Raw genomic sequence first — 17,264 nt, forward strand, 5'->3', positions numbered from 1 at the left:
TTTACTCCACAAGTTTTGCGTAAATTCCGTTTTTTTCCAAAAGCGCCTCATGGGTGCCCCATTCCGCGATCCTTCCGCCCGCAAGCACGACGATCATGTCACAGTCCCGGATTGCCGAAAGGCGGTGCGCCGCAAGGATGCAGGTGCACCCGCGCTTCTTCAGGTTCTCCATGATTTTCTTTTCGGAAATGGCATCAAGGGCGGCCGTCGCCTCGTCCAGAATGAGGATGGCCGGATCCCTGTATAATGCCCTCGCGATCTCAAGCCGTTGCCGCTGTCCTCCGGAAAGGTTTCCCCCGCCCTCGGTAAGCCGATGTTCCAGGCCATAGGGAAGCTTTCGGATCATTTCGTCCGCTTCCGCATCCCGGATCGCCTCCATAAGGCATTCTTCGGAATAATCCTCGTTGAAAAACGTAAGGTTTTCCCGAACGCTCCCAGAGAAAAAGAAGGGACTCTGCCCCACCATGGCTATGCCCTCGGTCAGGATATCGCAGGGTATCGAGCGGATATCCATTCCATCGAAACGCACGGTCCCGCTCCAAGGCTCCAGGATGCCGGACAGGAGCTTCAGAGCAGTACTCTTTCCGCAGCCCGACCCGCCCACGATTGCCACCCTCATTCCCGGCGCGATTCCCATGGAGATTTCATTCAGGAGCGGTTTTCGGTTCCGGTTGTACCCGAAGACCAGGTCCTTCACGTCCACACACCCGGAAAGAGGCCGGATCTTATGTCCTCGTTCCTCTTTTACATGATACCTCGGATCCTCTTTCGCATTCTCGACATCCTCTACCCTGGCAAGTCCCGCCTTCATGTCCTGTACGTCCCTCGACATGGAGATCAGTTCCTTCACGGGATTCATAAGGAATCCCAGGAGCATGGTGAATGCCGTGAGCATACCGGTAGTAAAGTCGCCTTTTATAATTAAGATCGCACCGGCAGTCAGCACGGCAAGGTTCGTTATACCGAAAACCATGCCCGGAAGGGCAGAAAGGGTCTGGGATACCTGTCCCAGTCTCTGGTCGGACTGCGTGATTTCCGCATAGCCTCCGATCATCTCTGCGGCATACTCGCTCTCGATTCCGCTGGCCTTGATGGTGGAACTGATGGAAAATCCCGCGCAGAGCCTCGCGTTCAGATGCCCCGTGTCCTGTTTTAGCTTCAGGTTCATGGCGGCGACGGGACGCAGGATGAGAAAACTGGAAAGAATATTCAGTCCAATCCCTGCCGCCCCGATCAGCGACAGCAACGGGCTGTACCAGACCATCAGGAGAAAAAAGAATACCGATTCCATGATATCCAGAAGCACGGAAGACAGCCCTCCGGCCAGGAACGCATGGACTTCATCATTATTGTCAAGCCTCGTGGACAGATCCCCGATATACCGCTGGGAAAAAAACGAAGTCTTAAGGCGAAGCATATGCTCTGCCAGACTGCATCCTGTGACGAGGGTGAGCTTCAGCTTCAGCTTCGCAAGAATCGTCTGCCGGATCCATGTAAAGAAGATCTGGAAAGCGTAGGAAAACCCTATGACAGCCAGGATCTTCGAAATCCAGAAAGCCGTCTCTTTCAAGAGGACATGATCCACGAACATCTGGGTCATCACCGAAAGGGCAAGTCCGGCCAGGATCAGCAAAAGACCGGTCAGAAGCAGGGCCGTGACCGCCGGAACATTCAGGACCGCCCTCTTCCAGATAAAACGGAAGAAGGAATCCGGTTCGGATTCCCTGTGGAAGCCGTCCCCCGGAGCAAAATACAGCGCCACCCCGGTAAAGCTCCTCTCCAGATCCTCCATGGAGATCTTCCTTCTACCGGATTTCGGATCGTTCAGGTAGGCGCAGTCTCCCCGGATGCCCTCCAGAACGACGAAATGGTTAAATTCCCAGTGGATGATGCATGGAAACGGCGTGTCCCTCAGGGCCTTCGCATTCTTTCTCCAGGCTTTGGCCGTAAGCCCGTAAAGCTCCCCCGCCCGGACTAAATCGGCCGCCGTGCTTCCGTCCCGGGAAACACCGCACTCGTCCCTCAGCGTCTCCATCGGTACCGGGCAGCGGTAATAACGCAGGATCATTGAAAGGCATGCCGCGCCGCACTCACAGGCCTCGATTTGGAAAACGGTGGGAACCCGCCTTCTGCGGCTCCCTTGAGAAAAGCCGAACCTGGTCTTTTTGTCATTTGCCGAATTTTTATCCGTTTCCCGCCGCATCGCCCTTTTTGCTTCTCCTCAAAACTTCTCTCGTCAAAACTCCGGATAGAACACCTTGAGCGGTTGCTGGACGGATGTTACGATAGACACCGAGGCCCATGTCCCGTCCTTTACGTTTACTGACTTTCCGCGTTCATTGTTCCAGAAATACCCGTTTTCGGACGATTCATCTTCCTCAAGCTTCAGGACTACCAGCACCACCGGTCCTCTCTGGGTAAACATGCTTGTCATCAGGTCATCACCCAGAAGGCTTTGCATCTCGGAAACGGATGATACATACGGATCCACCCAAGTCACCTCAGCATCCATATGCCCGTATTGCTGCTGGTCATAGCCGGACAGGGATACGCTTGCGCGCATTCCGGGATCAATCTTCTTCCCGGCGGAGATGGGCATGAAGCACAGGATTTCCCCATACGAGGCAGCGCCCGGATGGTACAGCCCCGTGGCGGAAGACGTGATGGTGATCACTCCCAGGAAAACCCAGCAGAGGATGGCTGCGGCGATGATGAGTCCTCCGGCCAGCGCCAGAGAATACCTGCGCGGCACTACCCGGATCATCTGTTCCATGCGGTCTGCATCATTCTCTTCGGGTTTATTCTCCCTGATGAATATCTTCTTCTCTCCCATTACGCTTCCTCCTCCCAGGCGGCTCTGCCGCTGTACCACCTTGGCAGCGACAAAAACAGGATTTCATCCTTCATCCGGATCACGTACCGCCTTCCCGGAGAGAGTTATGAACCCTTTCTCAAACAATGTCTCCATGGCTCCCAGCAACCGTCCGGCCGCCAGAACGTTCACCTCGCCGGACGCGACCGCCTCGGAAACCGATATGCCGTCTCCCTGAAGGTGGAGAAGCATCGCTTCCATGTTGGAATCAATGCGGAGTCTGATTCCGCCTGCTTTTCCAATGAGGAGCCCGTTTACCGCATCCTCGCGGCTAAAGAGGACGCGCGGCGTCAGGCGCAGCCTTGTATCCGCATGGATCCGGTCAATCGCCCACTTTTCGATTAGAAACGATGCCTTTTCACGGAAGTCCTCCGCCGAGCGGAAGCTAAGCGTTTCAAACGTCTGAACGCCCGTCGGGTACTCCGGGGAGGGATTGACCGGCTCCATGAAGGAGACCTCCCTGTCGGGAAGCCGAACCATGAGCCCGGCAATACAGGAAATCGGATACCGGATTCCCTCTTTCCCAACCATCCTTCCCGATGCGGAATATCGGTTGACAGATTCGGGATTGTTTGCGATAAGTTCGATATCCTCCAGCTCCTCAGCGGTATACATCCGCATCAACCGGTAAAACTCCTTCAGGGAACAGACCGATATTCGCATGCCCGCTTCACGCAGCCCATCTTCGCCAAGAAACGACAAAAGTGCCCTGAATCTTTCCGGCTCCCTTAGCGCAGCGGCGGTCGTTGTCTGGGGAACGGTCCCCAGGATCTCGCGGTAACCCGCCATGAAGCGCTCATAATCCGGGTTGTCGAACGGCTCCGTAGCAAAATAACAAGGTCCCATGCCGGCCGCAGGGCCTATAATTTCCAAAACCGCGGCAAGTATGCCGTGCCAAAGGAGGCGGTTTTCTTCATAACGGGCGACGCCAGCCAGCCGGGACGCGGCAAGGCCGCAAAAAGGACACTGAACACTGCAGCCTTTTGAAAGTTCGAAGGCCACGGGATAATACAGGACATTGTCGTGGCCGCAAAATTCCCGGTTCGTGAGGAAGATGCGGTTTCGCACAATGTTTATATAGCGGTACATCTTTTCCGAGGCAAATTGCTCACGGGAAGCCCTCTGCCGGATCAGTTTTTCCACCGCCAGTACCCGGTCCCGGTATAACGCAAGATACGGGTTCTTCTCCCAGCTCTGCGTACAAAGACCGTCCAGCATAACGAGAGCCTCATCGGTTCTCACCACATCCTCGCCGACTCCGATCTCCCGGAGGGTTTCAGAAGGATCATCCCGCAGCCTTGTCGGAAATTGCAACGGATCCGCACTGCAGCATTCATAAAGTCTTTTCAGGGCGCTGTACCTTCTATCCATGCCCTCCTCTACCCTTTTACATCTCAAGGTTTCCGGCTACCATACTTATCTCCTTACAATGACCGAATCTGTTCATTCTATTTATTCGTTTTTTATAGAATCTATCGCTGTTGCAAGCACGATCATATTCAGTCCGGTTTCAATCAAATAGATACCGATCAGCATGCCAATTGCAAATACAGATACCATAGGATGAGCAAACGAGTAGATACCAAGGATAAGACCCAGGATACCCAGTATCAGGCCCCAATACCATCCTTTCTTATATGGCTTTGCTTTAATAGAGACATAAATAGAGACGGCGCCCTGAGCCATAAACCATGCCGCAACAAGATAAAGGATCACAGCGTCAAAAGCCAGAGTTGTTCCCGGTCTGAAAAACGCAATGATTCCGATGATGATTGCAGGTATATGCACGACCAGTTCTATTGCCTGAGCCCTTTTACGTATCACATTAGCAATTCCAATAATTCCATATACAAATAGCAGGATCGCGATAAAATAACCGGTCTCCAGAAAAGCTGCGGCAGGATGAAACAGACACCGAAAGCCGCCAAACATCAACAAAATTCCCAAAATCACAGACAGAATCAACATTATTTTTATCTCCTTAGATTTAACTTTCTTAAATTTACACGTTCACGCCATCATAAAGAACAGGGTATCCCAATCCTCATGGAGGAACCCGATACATCAATGTCTGCTGCATTGACCCCTGTTTCTTCAATAGCCTGCTCTGCGGCTACTTCCGCTTTTTTCCTGTGCACCCTCATCAAATCCGCAGGCTGCCACAGGAAAAGAAATCGCCGTCATCGTCAGCAATCCCAGAGCTGTTCCGACGATATATTTTCTCCCTTTTTGTTCTCCTTTCCTGTAATTTCTTCACAGCAAAAAAGACAGCCGTAAAGAAAAGATATTATGTACGAAACAGTGATTTTTTGATTACCGCCAATCGTCATCCCAATACCAGTCATCTGCAACCCAGTTAATTAAACATAAAATCTCAGGCCGTTTCAATAAAACAGGCACGAGATGCAGTCAAAGCGGCACGAGATGCCTAGTATAACGGAATGGCTATATTCGCAAGAAACTCTTTCCCCTCATTGGAAAATTCGGCTGTTCCGCCATATGATGATACGATCGTCGCTATGGATGAAAGGCCGAGTCCGGTATGGTTTCTTCCGACGGAAAAATATGCCCCGTTTCTCATATCCACATGCCCGTCAAAACTGTTGGTCGAGACAATGTAAAGCCACCCGCCTCTCCCGGTTACGGTCAGCTGGATAAAGTGTTCCTTTGCATCGGATTTTTTGCATGCGTTTACCGCGTTTTCCATAAGGTTTCCTATGATACTGCACAGATCCACATCGGAAATATTCAGGTTTTCTGAAAGCGTAACAGCGAAATCAAAAACCGTTTCCGAAGCCCTCGCGCTTTCGGCGTAATAGTTAAGGATCGCATTTACCGCCCTGTTTTCACAGAAATCCCTTATTTCATTTTCGGGAAAAGACTCCATATAGGCCTTAAGGTAACCGCGTATTTCATCCGCATCGCCGCTCTTCGCCATATTATAAAGAGTACGGACAGTCTGTCTGAAATCATGGCGGGCCCTGGCAGTTTCATCCATATATTTTTGAACGGTCTGGTATTGTATTTCCTGCATTTCAAGAATTTTCAGCCGCTGCTCCGCTTTTGCCGCGTCCAGTATGCCTTTCGCGATCAGATAAAACGTAATGTTCGACAGCACCCATGCAAAAAACATCGCTGTAAGGGAAAACGCGGCCACCCAGCCTATCCGGTTCACGTGGAGCGTCTCATATTTCAATGGCCGGATGAACACATTTATAAGAAGGATGCACATGGAAAACGGAACCGTCATGCACCATACTTTAGGCAGATCCAGTTCATCCATGAGAGTGCTGCCATACTTGTAAAAAAATATCGCAAGCACCGCGGTCAAGATCACTCCCGCCGCCAGCTGAAAAAGGATATAGTCTGAAGTAGAGGAGTTGATTCCAAGCCGGGGATGACGCGCGGCGTCAAAGCACGCGGCAGAATTTGAAATTATGGCATACAGGGCGCACATATTCATGAACGCCGCAAGAGCCTTGCTGATATGGGCATTTATGCACATAACATAGATGACAAAGCATATCATAATGACAGCGAAAAACATGATGTTTCCATCTATGGCGAAACGGACGGTGATCCAGGAACCGATCATGCTCAACAGGGCATATGCCGGGAAAAACCTTAGAAAGACGGAGCCTTTAGGATATTTCATCTGATTTCTCATCGGGAGAATACAGAGCAATGCCGCGGGTATTATTATGATGTAGGAAAGCAGTTCATTTAAAAATAAATCCATCATCCGTGTTTTCTTCTTTCCCTCGCCTCGTTTCTCAGCGTGGTAAAAATATGGTTTTTCCATGTCTCAATCAGCTGCTCCTGTTTCATCAGGCTGCAGGGAAAGATCTTCCCATAGATCTTTACGGCTCCTCCCTCTATGCCCTGAATGTAATCCATGTTCACACATACTCCCCGAATGATGAGAAGAAACCGGCTGTCCTTAAAAAGTTCCCCGGATACAGAAGCAAAGGAACGGCGCTGTCTATATACATAATTATCCTTATCAAGGATTTCGATATTATGAGCCGAAGCTGTAACGGAAACAATATCAGCATAAGGCAGGAGCAATTCCTTCCTGCCGCAGGAAAGCTTAAGGCAGGGCGAAGGGACTGATATTTTCCGACATATGTCGTCCATCACCCTGTATATTTTATCCGGAGCAGCGGGCTTTTCAATATAATCAAAAGCATGGGTGTGAAAAGCCTTTAAATAATGTTCTCTGCTCGTGGTGAGAAAAACCATGAACGTATCCTTGTCCTTCCCCCTGATATTTTCTGCCGCCGTCACTCCATCCGTCCCATCCATATAGATGTCGAGAAAGATCACAGTGTAGCGCAGCGGCCAATAGCCTTTTAGCAGTTCCTGCGCACTTTCAAACGGATGGATGCGTATGTCCATCCCGTTTACCGCGGCGTATTCCTTTAATATAGATGACAATGCGTCCCTGTCGCCCACACTATCATCAGCTATGGCGATGTTCATTCTTATCACAAGTTCCTTTCAGATTTTAGCCGCCTTTTCGATTGGACTTGTATCATTAAAAACAGAGTCGATAAACGCACCCATCAGGCGCTGCAATTAAATGTATATGCTCTCATCTGATTGCAGAAGTATCGGAAGGACGGCTCCCACCGTTCCAAGCGCCGGACAAATACAGCCATTTACAACAAGTACGATCTTCTTAACTCTCATTTTCCTTTTCAAGTCTGCGTTTTCTTTTTCTACTTTATTATAAGATATCTCAAGAAATCCGACCGCCTTCCATAGACAGGAATTCATCTGCGATCCGCATTGTGGATTCTCTGTGAGATACCAACAGGACCGGCATTTGAAAGCCTTATATTTCAAGCCCTGATTTACTTCTACTTCGTAAATGGAGAATATTATTTTTAACGAGCTCCGATACCGTGGGTTTTCGGTCGACGTCGGCGTCGTCGAAGTCAGCGAGAAAAGCGAAAGCAGCGGCTATCGCAGGCAGCAGACGGAAATCGACTTCGTCGCGAACCGCGGGAACCAACGGTATTACCTGCAATCGGCGTTCACGCTCCGGACGGAAGAAAAAAAGAATCAGGAAAAACGACCGCTCCTGAACGTCAGGGACTCGTTCCGGAAAATCCTGATCGTACGGGACCCGATCCTGCTCCGGAGAGACGAAAACGGGCTGGTCACGATGGGGATTAAGGAATTCCTGAGCGACGAAGCCAGCCTCGATCGATAACCGCGCGATTTCCCTCCGCAGCCAGAAAAAGCCGGCCATTTCCCGGATTCAACGAAGTTTAACGCCCGACTCAGAAATCAAGCGCCTCATTTTATTTAAATCTAAGTAAAATAGGAATAGAGGAAACGCATGAGACTGACGCGGGAACGGCTGTTGAACCTGACGAATTCGTACCTGACGAAGATCGTTCGAAAAGATCCGAATATTATCTGTATTTATCTGACCGGGTCGATGCTGAACGAGGATCCGTTTATCGGCGGAACGACGGACGTCGATCTCGTCATCGTGCATAATCACCCGCGCGATATCCCGCGCCAGATCGTCCCGATTACCGAAGAGGCGACGCTGGATATTCATTTCTTCCAGCAGGCCTATTACACGCCGCAGCGGAAAATTCGCCTCGATCCATGGGTCGGACCGGCGCTCTGTTTCAATCCGGTCCTTCTTTACGGGAAAGGTCACTGGTTCGAATTCACGCAGGCCGCGATCTCAGCCGGCTTTTTTCAACCAGGCTGCGTCCTCCAGCGTTCGCGGATCTTTTTCGCCAAAGCGTTCGAGAGCTACCGCGAGCTGCGCCAGAACCGGTCGATGACGCAGTCCCGCTACATCCTGACAACGCTGCAGACGATCGAGAACGTCTGCAACTCGGTCGCATCGCTGAACGGTCATCCGTTAACCGACCGGCGCATCCTGAAATCGTTTAAGGATGTCTGCGATGCGGTGAAATTAGAGGAAGCGGTCCCGCTCCTGAACCAGCTTTTCCTGAGCGAAAACGACCTCAAGCCGCATCGCGACTACTTCCTTCAATCCTGGACGTACTACCTGGAGCAGTTCGGCAAAAGCGACCTTGCCAGGAGCATTCCAAAATATCATGCGTTCCGGCTTAAATACTATACCGCCGCCGTCGAAACGTACTGGGACGAGCACCTGATTTCAGCGCTGTGGCTGATGCTGAAAACCTGGAGCGTCGTGGTGGAGTGGTGCTCGCTGCAGGGCAATCCGCATTACGATGGGTTCCTGAACGCGCTTCAGGCCGGGCTTCCGTTCCATGAAACGCGAGAGAGCCAGCTCAGCGATTTTATCGACTGCGTCGACGAGGGGATCGAGCGCTGGGGGAACGAAAACGGCTTCAGCGCGCAGGAATCGGACTTTATCCAGTAAGCTTTCGGATAACGTTTTTTAAGATGAAGATCATAAAAAAGACGTTATAAAAACAACTTGACTTTTCCAATATACGCATATTAGACTCGTTTTTAAAAGATATAGGTTCGAGGGGCAGATTTGAATCATTTCTGTGTCCGTTTCGGTTTTCTTTTACAGGGAGGCAAGACATGAAAAGCATCTTTTATTCCAAAAAAACGGGATTTTTAATCCTGATCCTTTTATCCGCGGCGCTCTGCCGGTTTAACGGCGCGGCGGCGTACCCCGGCGAGACGGAAAGCCGGATCGACGCGCTCGACCGCTTCGAGATGAAGCTGAGCGAGCTGGCCGTCGACCCGGAGGAGATTCGGTTCACGCTGACGCTGAGCGGGAACGGGGTTGAATCGGAAGAGGACTGCGAAGAGAGGTACGTCGAAGGCATCCGCGAAGAGAATGAAGACGGTGAAGCGCGGCTCTGCCGGACCGTCCGGCAGGCGTTCACGTATTCTAACGGCGGCGTCATTCCCGCCGATGCGGAAATCGTCAAAACGACGCTGTCGTTCGACGACGAAAATTTCTTCCAGATCCACCCACCGGATTTTTTCCAGGGGGAGCCGGAAGCTTTCTGGAAAAAAGGCGGATTTAAATATAACGTCTGCTTCTATAATCCGGAGGCCGTCAAAGTTACGGATCAGAACGAGGAATCTACGGAGTTCATGATTCGGGGCTACCGAACGAAAGAAAGGTTCGGAATCTATCTATCCGCCGTACAGTGGGGCGTCAATCAATTTGCTTTTGCAATGACGTATCGTTCAGATTTCTTTAATCCAAAGCTCGCGTTTCTGCCGATCCTTTCCGCTGGCGACGATTTTCGGCATGATTTATCCGGATTCCCAATCGTTGACGGGAAGGCCGGATTCCAGGGTCAACCGACCGTCGCGGAATTAATCGAGCAGGGGCATACAGATATTTCAGAGGCGATGCCTGACGATCCTGTCTCTGACCAACATGTTGTCTACGCTTATAACGATCCGGGCTTTGGAAATGGCGCCGAATACGATCGCTCGATGGTAGAACCGCTGCGGATCGACCTCGTTCTCCTTCCATCAAAAGTGACGGTCACCTACCGAACGAGGCAGGGCGGCGTCGGCCACTGGATCGGAAGAGTCATGAATCGCTACAGAATCCAATACACAAGTACAATCCAATAATGGAACGCCATTTACCACAGAAGAATCGATCTGTTTTCACACCTTTATCAGAGCAGGGAGGCAAGACATGAAAAGCATCTTTTATTCCACAAAAAAAGGAATTCTGATCCTGATCCTTTTATCCGCGGCGCTCTGCCGGTTTAACGGCGCGGCGGCGTATCCCGGCGAGACGGAAAGCCGGATCGACGCGCTCGACCGCTTCGAGATGAAGCTGAGCGAGCTGACCGTCGACCCGGAGAAGATCCGTTTCACGCTGACGCTGAGCGGGAACGGGGTCGAATCGGAAGAGGACTGCGAAGAGAGGTACGTCGAAGGCGTCCGCGAAGATAATGGAGACGGAGAAGCGCGGCTCTGCCGGACCGTCCGGCAGGAGTTCGCGTATTTCAACGGCGGCGTCATTCCCGCCGACGCGGAAATCGTCAAAACGACGCTGTCGTTCGACGGTTACAACTATTTTCAAATTGATCCAGAAGGCCAGGAATCCGGGAAGCCGGATCCGATCTGGACCCAGTACGGATACAAAGTGAAGATCAATTTTTATCGTCCAGACGCGGTCCAGTTCGACGAATACGGTCATGAAAAAACCGATTCCGACCTGCTGCGCGGGTACCCGACGAACGAATCGTTCGGAATTTATCTCGCGGATTTTGAATGGGGGATTTATCAAATCGCAATCGCGCTGAATTACCGGGCCGACTACTTTAATCCTCATTTCGCTACGATCCCGGTAAAATCCACCGATGACGATTACTTTCATGGGTTTGGCGGCGCAGAGGCCATCGATGGAAAGCCAGTATCCGTCAGCGGCGGTCCGACGGTCGCCGATCTAATCGAGAACGGAGAATTCGACCCTCAAACAGACCTGCCGGAGAATCCCGTTGTGGACGCGCTCGTTATTTACGCCTACAGGGATCCCCGATTCAAAAACGGTCATCGCTCGACGTCATGGCGGGTGCATCCGGTTCGCATCCATGCAGGCTTCTCCGGCCCCAACGTAATTCTTACCTACCGAACGAAGCAGGGCGGCATCGGGCACTGGATCGGCAGCACCCAGAATCAGCTGCGCATCCAGTACGTTTACAAAGCAGAATGACGCCCCAACATCGCGGAATCCAACTATCCGGAAATTCCGGATAGTTCAAACCAAAGGTTTCTTTCAGGTAAAACGACGCTTCAACCTTCAAATCGAAAATCTGTCCACGCTGTCCACAGCTTATAACCAGGAGAATCGCGTGGATAGATTTTTTAATGTGGAAAGAAACGGCGGTGGGGCGGGATAAGCGGGTTATCCCATGGACGGAGTTGGATAACCCGGGATAACTTTTCTTTAAGCTTCAAGCGAGCTCCTGAGGAAAAAGCGGAAATTTCGAAACTGTATCCGACTTATCCACACTGTCCACAGCCTATATTAAAGAATATTACCTCCTCCCTTAAAAACTCATAGGAAAGAAGAGAATAGAGAAATCATCCATAAAATAAAGCGCTAACTATTGTCCGAGGGAATTCCTCACCCGCCGGATCAGCTTTTTCATACGGTTGAATTATTGCAAGAATCGGGCTAAAAAGAGATACCTTTCACAGCTGATAGGTTTTCCCAAAAAAAGCGGAATACCGGAGAAAAAGAAAAGCCCATCAGAGATTTCTGACGGGCCTTCCGTTGACCTTCGTTTGATACGCTTATTCGGTCGGAGCCGGAGCGCCAACCGGGCAAACATTTGCGCAGTTTCCACAATCGATGCAGGTTGATTCGTCGATGACGTAAATATCGCCTTCGGAAATCGCTTCAACCGGGCATTCCGCGGCGCAGGCGCCGCACGCAATACAAGCATCTGAAATTCTGTAAGCCATTTTCAATCTCCCATTCCTGAAAATCTGTATTTTGCATATAGAGCTTCCCTGTTTCTCTATATAGCTTTATTGTATCACGCTGTTTGGAAGATGAAAAGTCGAAAGAAAACTTTAACTTTTTTCTTCGATAATTTCGATAGAAATCAATTTTCCCGCTTTCGTCTGATAGCGCGGATCCCGTTCCGGAATGGATAACACAACATCCATTCCTTCTGTGACCTCGCCGAAAACTGTGTGCTTATTGTCAAGCCAGGGCGTGGGGACGAATGTGATGAAGAACTGGGATCCGTTGGTATTGGGACCGGCGTTTGCCATGGAAAGGACTCCAGGTTTATCGTGACGCAGCTTCGCGTTGAATTCGTCGCGAAACTGATACCCCGGTCCGCCTCTGCCGGTTCCGGTTGGATCGCCGCCCTGCGCCATGAAGTCTTTGATGACTCGGTGGAAGATGGTTCCGTTGTAAAAACCTTCCCTCGAAAGGAAGACAAAGTTATTAACCGTTGTTGGAACAAGATCGGCGAAAAGTCTGACCTTGATATCGCCGAGGTCGGTGTGGAGGATTGCGGTATAGGTTGATTTCAGGTCGAGACTGAAATCTGGCTGTTTTGAATATTTCTTTTCTGTCATACGGTTCTCCTGATGTGGAATGATCAATTAATACCACAGTTTGACGCTGAATGGTTCCGCTCATAGGATTATATGTTTCACGTGAAACATATAAAAATCAGGTCGATGGATCGATCGCGATGTTTCACGTGAAACATTTTGCCAGTGCGAGAATGAAAGCCTTCGGTATCGGCGGAAGAACGGAACGCGCACGGCGTGCCTGGGAAGGGATAGGACTGATGGTATACTATGCAGCGGTAAAAACTATGTCGCTGATCGTCGCAAAAAACATTTCAAAATCGTTCGGCGCCGAAGATATTTTTTCTGGCGTGTCGCTGGCGGTTCCACCGCGGGCCCGGATCGGCATCGTTGGTCAGAATGGCTCGGGAAAAACGACGCTGATCCAAATCCTGATCGGCGAGCTGTCTCCGGACGAAGGAACGATTCGGCGTGGAAAGAGCTTGAAAATCGGCTACCTTCCGCAGCAGATTACGTCCATCTTTGACGGCACGGCGCTCGAAGCCTGCCGCGGCGTGTTTGCTGATCTGTTGGATATGAAGGCGCAGCTGGAGAAGCTCGAAGGCGAGCTTCAGCGAGATCCGGACCCGGAGCGGGTCGAGGCCTATGGAAGGCTGCTGACGCGGTTCGAAACGGTGGGCGGTTTTACGATCGAATCGCGGATCCGGCAGGTCCTTCAAGGCCTCGGACTGACCGGTGGAGAGGAGAACCGTCCCTGGCGTCAGCTCTCCGGCGGTCAGAAAACGCGCGCGTATCTGGCGAGACTGCTGCTGATGGATCCGGATTTGCTCGTGCTCGACGAGCCGACGAATCACCTGGATATCGAATCGGTCGAATTCCTCGAAAGCTACCTTCAGTCTTTCCCAGGCGCGGTCCTGATCGTATCGCATGACCGCTATTTCCTCGATCAGGTCGTGAATATGATCTTTGAGCTGTCGGCGGACCTGGAGGAATACGCAGGAAATTACAGCGCCTACCTGACGCAGCGCGGCGAGCGGTATGAGCGGCGGATTAAAGAATACGAAGCGCAGCAAGAGTTTATCGCGAAGGAAGAAGCGTATATCCGACGGAATATCGAAGGCGTCAACACGCGTCAAGCGCAGGGGCGGCGCAAACGATTGGAACGGCTGCTGCGGGATCGCGAGCTGGTCCGGCCGCAGTCTCTCGAACCGATCCGGCTGCGCTTACGGACGGACCTTCGGTCCGGGGACCTGACGCTGCGGACCCAAGGCGTTGAAATCGGCTACCCGGACGATCGGGTGACGCTGATCCGGATGCCGGACGTGACGCTGATGCGCGGGGAATGCGCCGCGATCATCGGGCCGAACGGAACCGGAAAGAGCACGCTCGTTAAAACGATCCTGGGGCAATTAGCTCCGCTTCATGGCGAAGTCGTGATGGGCGCGAATACCCGGCTTGGCTATTTCGCGCAGGTGCATGAGTCGCTCCATCCTGAATGGACCGTTTACGACGAAATCGCCGAAGCCGCGCCGGCGTTGACTCCCGGCGAAGTCAGAGGCTTCGCGGCTCGCTTCCTTTTTCGCGGCGACGACGCGTATAAGCGAGTTTCGGCGCTGTCGGGCGGGGAGCGGGGACGGTTGGCGATTGCGCTCCTGTCGCTTCAGGATGCGAATCTGCTGTTGCTCGACGAGCCTATGAACCATCTCGACGTCTCCGCGCAGGAGACGCTTCAGTCGGTCCTGAAGGCCTTTAATGGAACGATCCTGCTGATTTCGCATGACCGCTACCTGATTAACGCGATCGCGACGCAGCTTTGGATTGTGCGCCCTGAGCAGCGGACGATCGAGGTTTTCGCTGGAACGTACAGCGCGTATATGGGCGCGAAGCGGAGTGAGAAAAGTCGTCCCCAGCCGGTAAAAAATGGGGCGGACGGCGAAAAGCGCCTGACTCCTGCGGTCTCTGGGGATGGGAAACCGGTTCGTTCGAACAATGAGCAGCTGCGGCTGGAAAAACGGGCGCGGGCGCTCGAAGAGCGGATTACGGCGCTGGAAACCGACCTGGCTCAGCTTGGCGAGGCGCTGAACCGCGCGGGTGGATCGTTCACTGAGTTTACGCGCCTGAGCGAGCGGTATAATATGATTGAATCTGAACTGAACGCGGCGATGGACGAATGGTCGTCGCTGGATTTATGATGGAAAGGCTGCCGCATGTACTTATCCGTTATCTCTCCGATTTATAACGAATACGAAAATATTCCGCTCCTGTATAACGCCGTCGTGAAGGCGCTCGCCGGGATAGAGGATTGGGAACTGGTTCTTGTTGACGATGGATCCGGCGATCGATCTTTTGAAACGCTGGCGGAGCTGGCGGATCGGGATCCGGATCATGTCCGCGTCATCCAGCTGCGCCGCAACTTCGGACAGACCGCGGCGATCGCCGCTGGCGTTGATTTCGCGAAGGGCGACCTGATTGCGTTGATCGACGCTGACATGCAGAACGATCCTGCCGATATTCCGATGATGATCGAGAAGCTGAACGAGGGTTACGACGTCGTCAGCGGGTGGCGGAAGTCGCGGAAGGATAACGCTTCCCGGAGGCTGCCGTCGAAAATCGCGAACTGGCTGATCGGGAAGGTTACCGGCGTCCCGCTGCATGACTATGGCTGCACGCTGAAGATTTATCGCCGCGAGGTGCTGACCGGCTTCCGGCTTTATGGCGAAATGCACCGGTTCATTCCCGCGTTCGCCAATTCGGTCGGCGCGAAGATTGTCGAAGTCGTCGTCCTTCATCATCCGCGACGATTCGGAAAACCGAAATACGGGCTGGAACGGACGCTGAAAGTCGTTCTCGATTTATTCACGGTGAAGTTCCTGACGTCGTTTTCCGCGAAACCGATTTACCTGTTCGGCGGTCTGGGAATTTCGCTGATGCTGATCGGGCTGGCTGCGTTCCTGATCTTAGCGATCCGTCGGCTGGGCTGGGGCGTTTCGGTCGTCGCTTCTCCGCTTTTCTCGATCAGTATCATGATTTTTATTTTGGGCGTGATTTCGGTTTTTATGGGACTGATCGCCGAGCTCCTGACGCGCGCGTACTATGAGTCGCAGGATAAGAAGACGTACACGATTCGCGAGACGCGGAATATCGGGAATGGTTCGTCTGGATCGTGCCGCGGATGAAGCTCCTGGTCCTGATCCATGAGTTTCCGCCGATCGGCGGCGGCGGCGGAATGATCGCGCGCGACCTCGTCGGTTCGCTCGCGCGCCGGGGCCATCAGCTTCGCGTTCTGACCTCCGGTTTTGGAGAGCTTCCAAAACGGGAAACGCTGCCTGAATCCGTGACAACTCCCGGAACCGTTGAAATCGTCCGCCTGAACGTCGGGAGGAAGGAAATGTTCCGCGCGGACTTCAGGTCGATGCTGGCGTTCGTGTCAGCATCGACTCGCTTCGGTCTTTTTTCAGGTAAGGATTTTCGCCCGGACCTGATCCACGCGCATTTCGCCGTTCCGGCGGGAGCGGCGGCCTTTGCGATATCGCGGCTGAAACGGATCCCTTACGTGATAACGGTTCATCTTGGGGACATCCCCGGCGCGTCGCCCGAGAAGACCGGCGCATGGTTCAAGCGCATCTATCCTTTTACGCTGCCGATTTGGAACAAGGCGTCGAAAATGATTGCGGTCAGCCAGTTTTCCCGGTCGCTCGCGCTTCAAAGCTACCGCGTTCCGATCGACGTCATTCCGAACGGGATCGACCGAACGAAGGTCAGGGCGAAGCTTCCGATCGCGGCGAACGATCCGGTCCGAATCGTTTTCGCCGGTCGTTTCGTTCCGCAGAAAAACCTGCCCCAGCTGTTGCGGACCCTGGATGCGCTGCGGGATGAATCCTGGAATTGTGTCCTGATCGGGGACGGGGAGGAGCGGGCCGGGCTCAACGAGAAGATTCGCGATATCGGTCTTTCCGACCGGATTCGGATGACCGGGTGGATCGAGCCGGAGCGGGTGATTGAGATTTTCCGGACGAGCGATATTCTGTTTTTGCCTTCGAAAGCGGAGGGACTTCCGATCGTCGGGATTCAGGCGTTAGCGACCGGACTGGCGCTCGTGCTGTCCAACGCCGGGGGAAATACGGATGTCGTCCTCCCCGGGCGGAACGGATACGTTTTCGATCCGGAGGATACCCCGGGGTTCGCAGGCGCGATCCGCGAATTGATTGCGGAACCCGCGAAGCTCCGCGCGTTTAAGGCCGCGAGCTACGAGCTGAGCGAAAGCTTTGATATCGAGACCGTAACCGACGCGTACGAAAACGCGTTCCGGGAGGTCCTTCGCGGCAGCTGAGATCAGGCTGCCGCGGATAATTTATCTTTGGGTTTATAAAGCGAATTCAGCGAATTCAAA

The 17,264-nt window shown here is 52.5% G+C and carries 16 protein-coding genes; 7 read left to right on the forward strand and 9 right to left on the reverse strand.

What is annotated here, in order from left to right; translation table 11 throughout:
* Position 1: 1 nt before the first annotated feature.
* The 7 genes from BEQ56_01385 to BEQ56_01415 form a co-directional block, all read right to left on the reverse strand.
* Positions 2-2,104: a hypothetical protein gene (locus BEQ56_01385; protein AOH44347.1), complete on the reverse strand. Its 2,103-nt coding sequence runs from the start codon at positions 2,102-2,104 to the stop codon at positions 2-4.
* 132 nt (positions 2,105-2,236) lie between these two features.
* Complete coding sequence (locus BEQ56_01390) at positions 2,237-2,833, reverse strand: hypothetical protein (GenBank protein ID AOH42250.1); 597 nt, start codon at positions 2,831-2,833, stop codon at positions 2,237-2,239.
* A gap of 63 nt (positions 2,834-2,896) precedes the next feature.
* A complete protein-coding gene (locus tag BEQ56_01395) occupies positions 2,897-4,243 on the reverse strand; it encodes a hypothetical protein (protein AOH42251.1) in 1,347 nt (448 codons plus the stop codon).
* Positions 4,244-4,324: 81 nt separating this feature from the next.
* Entirely contained in the window at positions 4,325-4,840 is a 516-nt protein-coding gene (locus tag BEQ56_01400; GenBank protein ID AOH42252.1) for a hypothetical protein, read from the reverse strand.
* A 460-nt stretch (positions 4,841-5,300) separates the two neighbouring features.
* A complete protein-coding gene (locus BEQ56_01405; protein AOH42253.1) occupies positions 5,301-6,614 on the reverse strand; it encodes a histidine kinase in 1,314 nt (437 codons plus the stop codon).
* Positions 6,611-7,354, reverse strand: a complete 744-nt coding sequence (locus tag BEQ56_01410) for a hypothetical protein (GenBank protein ID AOH42254.1) — start codon at positions 7,352-7,354, stop codon at positions 6,611-6,613. Before BEQ56_01410 ends, BEQ56_01405 begins: the two co-directional genes overlap by 4 nt.
* 96 nt (positions 7,355-7,450) lie before the next feature.
* Positions 7,451-7,651, reverse strand: a complete 201-nt coding sequence (locus BEQ56_01415) for a hypothetical protein (GenBank protein AOH42255.1) — start codon at positions 7,649-7,651, stop codon at positions 7,451-7,453.
* Positions 7,652-7,745: 94 nt separating this feature from the next.
* On the opposite strand from BEQ56_01415, the gene BEQ56_01420 reads away from it, so the two are divergent.
* From BEQ56_01420 to BEQ56_01435, 4 genes are all read left to right on the forward strand, one after another.
* The gene (locus tag BEQ56_01420) at positions 7,746-8,090 is read left to right on the forward strand and encodes a hypothetical protein (GenBank protein AOH42256.1); all 345 of its coding nucleotides are present in this window, start codon (positions 7,746-7,748) and stop codon (positions 8,088-8,090) included.
* A 129-nt stretch (positions 8,091-8,219) separates the two neighbouring features.
* A complete protein-coding gene (locus tag BEQ56_01425; GenBank protein ID AOH42257.1) occupies positions 8,220-9,251 on the forward strand; it encodes a hypothetical protein in 1,032 nt (343 codons plus the stop codon).
* Positions 9,252-9,421: 170 nt separating this feature from the next.
* Positions 9,422-10,441: a hypothetical protein gene (locus tag BEQ56_01430; GenBank protein AOH42258.1), complete on the forward strand. Its 1,020-nt coding sequence runs from the start codon at positions 9,422-9,424 to the stop codon at positions 10,439-10,441.
* Between the two features lie 67 nt (positions 10,442-10,508).
* Complete coding sequence (locus BEQ56_01435) at positions 10,509-11,534, forward strand: hypothetical protein (protein AOH42259.1); 1,026 nt, start codon at positions 10,509-10,511, stop codon at positions 11,532-11,534.
* A 584-nt stretch (positions 11,535-12,118) separates the two neighbouring features.
* On the opposite strand, the gene BEQ56_01440 is transcribed toward BEQ56_01435, so the two are convergent.
* Both BEQ56_01440 and BEQ56_01445 read right to left on the reverse strand, forming a co-directional pair.
* On the reverse strand, positions 12,119-12,289 hold the full coding sequence (locus BEQ56_01440) for a ferredoxin (protein ID AOH42260.1): 171 nt from the start codon (positions 12,287-12,289) through the stop codon (positions 12,119-12,121).
* Positions 12,290-12,400: 111 nt separating this feature from the next.
* Positions 12,401-12,916 carry a peptidylprolyl isomerase gene (locus BEQ56_01445; protein AOH42261.1) on the reverse strand — a complete coding sequence of 172 codons (516 nt, stop codon included), beginning with the start codon at positions 12,914-12,916 and terminating at the stop codon, positions 12,401-12,403.
* A 245-nt stretch (positions 12,917-13,161) separates the two neighbouring features.
* Between BEQ56_01445 and BEQ56_01450 the strand changes: the two genes are divergently transcribed.
* The 3 genes from BEQ56_01450 to BEQ56_01460 are packed head-to-tail and all read left to right on the forward strand — an operon-like array spanning position 13,162 to position 17,204.
* Entirely contained in the window at positions 13,162-15,066 is a 1,905-nt protein-coding gene (locus BEQ56_01450; protein ID AOH44348.1) for a hypothetical protein, read from the forward strand.
* A 15-nt stretch (positions 15,067-15,081) separates the two neighbouring features.
* Positions 15,082-16,050, forward strand: a complete 969-nt coding sequence (locus tag BEQ56_01455) for a glycosyl transferase (GenBank protein AOH42262.1) — start codon at positions 15,082-15,084, stop codon at positions 16,048-16,050.
* The gene (locus BEQ56_01460) at positions 16,047-17,204 is read left to right on the forward strand and encodes a hypothetical protein (GenBank protein AOH42263.1); all 1,158 of its coding nucleotides are present in this window, start codon (positions 16,047-16,049) and stop codon (positions 17,202-17,204) included. Before BEQ56_01455 ends, BEQ56_01460 begins: the two co-directional genes overlap by 4 nt.
* The last annotated feature ends 60 nt before the right edge of the window (positions 17,205-17,264 follow it).

Source organism: Anaerolineaceae bacterium oral taxon 439 (assembly GCA_001717545.1).
Taxonomy (GTDB): domain Bacteria; phylum Chloroflexota; class Anaerolineae; order Anaerolineales; family Anaerolineaceae; genus Flexilinea.

Coding starts and splice junctions, on each gene's coding strand:
- BEQ56_01420 (AOH42256.1), top strand. CDS start 7,746: ATGGAGAATATTATTTTTAACGAGCTCCGATACCGTGGGTTTTCGGTC.
- BEQ56_01425 (AOH42257.1), top strand. CDS start 8,220: ATGAGACTGACGCGGGAACGGCTGTTGAACCTGACGAATTCGTACCTG.
- BEQ56_01440 (AOH42260.1), bottom strand. CDS start 12,289: ATGGCTTACAGAATTTCAGATGCTTGTATTGCGTGCGGCGCCTGCGCC.
- BEQ56_01400 (AOH42252.1), bottom strand. CDS start 4,840: ATGTTGATTCTGTCTGTGATTTTGGGAATTTTGTTGATGTTTGGCGGC.
- BEQ56_01395 (AOH42251.1), bottom strand. CDS start 4,243: ATGGATAGAAGGTACAGCGCCCTGAAAAGACTTTATGAATGCTGCAGT.
- BEQ56_01405 (AOH42253.1), bottom strand. CDS start 6,614: ATGATGGATTTATTTTTAAATGAACTGCTTTCCTACATCATAATAATA.
- BEQ56_01455 (AOH42262.1), top strand. CDS start 15,082: ATGTACTTATCCGTTATCTCTCCGATTTATAACGAATACGAAAATATT.
- BEQ56_01445 (AOH42261.1), bottom strand. CDS start 12,916: ATGACAGAAAAGAAATATTCAAAACAGCCAGATTTCAGTCTCGACCTG.
- BEQ56_01410 (AOH42254.1), bottom strand. CDS start 7,354: ATGAACATCGCCATAGCTGATGATAGTGTGGGCGACAGGGACGCATTG.
- BEQ56_01460 (AOH42263.1), top strand. CDS start 16,047: ATGAAGCTCCTGGTCCTGATCCATGAGTTTCCGCCGATCGGCGGCGGC.
- BEQ56_01390 (AOH42250.1), bottom strand. CDS start 2,833: ATGGGAGAGAAGAAGATATTCATCAGGGAGAATAAACCCGAAGAGAAT.
- BEQ56_01415 (AOH42255.1), bottom strand. CDS start 7,651: ATGAATTCCTGTCTATGGAAGGCGGTCGGATTTCTTGAGATATCTTAT.
- BEQ56_01450 (AOH44348.1), top strand. CDS start 13,162: ATGTCGCTGATCGTCGCAAAAAACATTTCAAAATCGTTCGGCGCCGAA.
- BEQ56_01435 (AOH42259.1), top strand. CDS start 10,509: ATGAAAAGCATCTTTTATTCCACAAAAAAAGGAATTCTGATCCTGATC.
- BEQ56_01430 (AOH42258.1), top strand. CDS start 9,422: ATGAAAAGCATCTTTTATTCCAAAAAAACGGGATTTTTAATCCTGATC.